The sequence below is a fragment of the uncultured Nevskia sp. genome, from assembly GCF_903885465.1.
GTDB lineage: Bacteria > Pseudomonadota > Gammaproteobacteria > Nevskiales > Nevskiaceae > Nevskia.
In genome coordinates this window covers 1-3,799 of sequence record NZ_CAISIQ010000027.1, presented here as the reverse complement: position 1 = coordinate 3,799, position 3,799 = coordinate 1, and the positions used below count along the sequence as shown (strand labels likewise).

The 3,799-nt window shown below is 61.8% G+C and carries 2 protein-coding genes; both read right to left on the bottom strand.

What is annotated here, in order from left to right:
• Positions 1 to 2,256: alpha/beta hydrolase (locus QZY06_RS00990; RefSeq protein ID WP_295679034.1), on the bottom strand; the 2,256-nt coding region annotated here is incomplete at its 3' end.
• Between the two features lie 513 nt (positions 2,257 to 2,769).
• Positions 2,770 to 3,799: polysaccharide lyase family 7 protein (locus tag QZY06_RS00985; RefSeq protein ID WP_295679032.1), on the bottom strand; the 1,030-nt coding region annotated here is incomplete at its 5' end.

Here is a 3,799-nt window from a genome sequence, read left to right as displayed (position 1 = left end):
GCCTGCTGGTAGCAGACCGAGACGGAAGAAGAACGCGATCTCCTGCTGGCGCGAGGTCTCGAGTGCTACCGGGTCGACAGGCCAGTCATGGCCGAGCCCCGGCTGGTTGTGGAACTCGCAGATGCGTCCGAGCGCCAGAATGCGGCTGCACAGATTCAAGTTCGCCGTCTCGGCGAAGACGATGTCGGCGTCGGCATGAAAAATCAGATAAGGCGGCATGGCGCCATCGATATCCGTATCCGGGCTGATGTCGTCGACGAAGCGTCCGAAGCGATCCAACTGGGTTGGGGCCAGGCTGGCCTCCGGCCGAGTTGAACTGACGCCTGAGCGAAGGACTACCGCAGCGGGGCGGAACTCGGGCGAACTGCCGATCGACGTCGTTACCGGAGGATCGAGCAATGATGTCCAGACCGCATTGCCGCCGCCGGAACTGGTGCCGGTGACGATCACGCGGGACGGGTCCACACCCAGCAAGCCGGCCTTTTGCTGGACTTGCTGCAGTACCAGTCGCGCATCATCGGCATTGACATAGGCGTAGGTGCCGAACCGTTCGTTGACCGGCTGATCCGGAGCGACCACGACCATGCCGTACTCAATCGCCCAAAAGGCCGCGCGATTCGTTGGAAGCCCCCCGGCCGCCCAGCCACCACCACTCCAATCGATGTAGGCCGGACGCCGATCAGTAGCGCGCCAACCGGGCGGGAGAAAGACATGGGCTCGAAGCGGTGTTGTCAGATCGGTTTCGTATGCATAGCTGATCGTGGCGCCTTCGACAGTCTTCGGCGTTGTTGCAATGGCATCGATAGTTGTCGTCGTAGCGATGCTGGCGCCGACCGACCCGAGTTGCAGCGTTACCTGATGGGTGGTGCTGAAAGTGTCGGGCATGACATAGCGCACGGTGACGGTGTCGCCATTGCGCACGGTGCCGGATTCCGCGACGTAAGGTCCATCGTTGATGCGATAAAGACCGCCGACGACGGAGACGGGAACCGGCCCGGGCGCATTCTCGACAATCACCGGCTTTGTCGTCTGGACAGAGCCTGGCAACACCAGCCCATCTGGATACATCGAGGCGAGTGCAAGCGTCGGGCGGCTTGGCTGAGTGGGTGCCGGGGCGGTGCGTAGTTGCCAGACCAGGGCGCCCGGGCCGATCGTGATCGGCACCCGATAGCTGCGGCCATATTCCGGTCCCGTCGCAACACGTATACGCAGCAGATCGCCCCAGCGGAGGAGACCGGGCTGATTGGTGAATGGCCCACCGTTCAAGCTGTACTCAGAGCCTGCGCCAAGAGCAATAGGCGTCGGCACGTTGATGCCCCTGATCGGCAACGACGGAGTGACGAACTCGCTGTTGATCGGGATCGCGCTCGCATCCGGTAGCCGGAGGACATCCGGAAAGCGATCAACAGGCGCGTCGGTAGTGACCTCATAGATTGCCGAAGCGCTACCGATTTGAACGCCTGCGGTGCGCACCTCGCCAAGCATCGGCTGCGCGATAGCTAGAATGCGCACCTCGTCGCCGTTTTGCACCAGGCCATCGACATTCACGAATGGCGTTCCGTTCAGGCTGTATTGGCCATCGCTGACGCGAATGCGTGCAACGCCCGACAGGCCGCTGACCGTGATCGGCTCGCTGATGCTGGCCAGCAGCGGAAAGCCGTTTACCGGCGCGAACTGGAAGGCTGCTGGGCGGGCGTTGCTGGGTTCCGTGGTCGCTTTGAAACTGGCAGCAACCCCTCCGATGGTCACAGTTGCGGTAACCAGGCCGGTTGCTGAAGGAATAATGGCGAGGCGCACGACGCTGCCAACGCTGACGGTGCTCGCGGTCGATAACCAGGGCCCGCCGTCGATCTGATAGGCGCCACCGACGATCGAGATTGATGTCTCGGTGTTGATGCCGCTCACGGTGATCGTGTTGCTCGCCACCGCTTGCCCGTCACCTGCCGAAAATGCCGGCGCGAAGTAAAAGGGCTCGGGCCTGCTATCCGCCGGCAGCGTTTCCACGACGAACCGGGCACTGACGTCGCCCACCGTCAACAGCGCCGAACCGGTACTGGAAAGTGCGGTGGGAGCGCGCTTCTGGACTTCGATGATGTCTCCGGCGACGACTGAGCCCAGCGCGCTCGTATAGCCTCGTCCGTTGATGCTGTAGGTCCCGCCAGAGATCGACACCGGCACAGAAACGTTGATGCCGGTGATCTGTATTGCGTCGCTGATCTGCTGGCTACCGGGCTCGACGGTGGAGATTGCCGTCAACCCGAACGCATCAGGAGAACGGTCTTCGACGGGGCTCTCACTGCGGACTGCGGATACGAGGACGTGGGCCTTCGATGTCGCTGCTCCCGCCCCTGCCTGAGCGGCGGAGCCTGTCGCACAGCAGATGATCGGAAGCCAGGAAAGAACGATCCTGGATATGAGCTGGCGGAGCAGATGGTCAAGGCTTCGTTTCCGAACGCCACGTACATCTTTTCGCCAACGCTTTAGCTCATCGCTGGTTGGTCCGCTTTCCTGAAAGGCAGCCATATCTTCGCCCCGGAGTCAGTCGATCTGCTGTCACCTTAACCGGGTCAGTGGGATGAAATCCATTGCATCGTTCGGTCCACAGCGGCTCATGACAGCGGTGACGGAAGACCTTATCGGGAACACGCCGCATTCCGGAGTCCCCTGGGGCCCGCCGTTGTAGCCGCGCTCTTCAGTGTTTGGGACTACGCATTAGAAGGGAAGTTGTAGCCCAGGGGCGATGTGCAACTTCGGAATACAGGTCTGGGATCAGCGATGGACTCTCTCGATCGTCGAGTAAACGACTTCACCGTATCCAGTGGCCGTCGAAGCGTTGTTGCCGAGATAATTGCCGGCCTTGAAGAAGAACTCCTGAAAAAGCCAGGCTGGCCGAAGATCGCGACGATCGATCATCTTGCCGTTGATGGTCGTCGTCACGGTACCGTCGACCACTTTGATTTCGTAGCTGAACTTCTGGCCGATTGCCATTGGCAGTTCTATGTCTGAGTTGACTGAGCTGCCGGCGCGTTGGCGAAGGTTGTAGTTGCCGTAAACGCTAGTCGTGCCATCCGGCGCCCTCTGAAAGATGAGCTTCACCGGGGGCGCGTTATCGAGGCTATGCACCTGTGCGAAGCAGAGGAAGGTGGTGCGTCCCGAAGTCAGTGGCGTCGGCACTCGGGTGATCGTCACGGTGCCGCGCTGGATATGAGTACCGGTCAATCGCCAGTTGACGTCGCTGTTGCCGATTTCAAGCTGCTCGCGCATTTCAGTGCGCGGGAAATCGGAGTCGCTGGTCCTGCCGTTGCCGTTGACCGGCGTCCAGAACACGGTCTCGCCGCCTTGGGCTCGGTAGCCGGATTGGGCAAGCTGGTTGGATGAAGGATTGAACCAGTAGATGGACGAGTAATTCGCCAACTCGGATGCGGGGATTTCATCGGCACCGCTACTGCCATCTTCGTCGACCGGCAAGGTCAATTTTCCATAGGACGACCAAGGCAGAGTGCTGGTCGGAGCCGGAGCTGGGGCAGGGGCAGGGGCAGGTGCGGGGGCAGGTGCGGGGGTTGGTGCAGGAGCCGGAGCCGGCGTAGGTGCCGGAGTGGGTGCTGGAGCAGGAGCAGGAGCAGGAGCAGGAGCAGGAGCAGGAGCTGGTGTTGGAGCCGGGGCAGGCGTGGACGTTGCCGGAGGCGGTGCGGCAGCGTCGGTCGAGGATCCGCTCGGCGAGCAGCCCGATAGCAGAAACAGGGGCACCAGCAACGCCAGAGAGGCGGCCTTTTGCTGGAAGCGAATCGTGCCGCGCCAG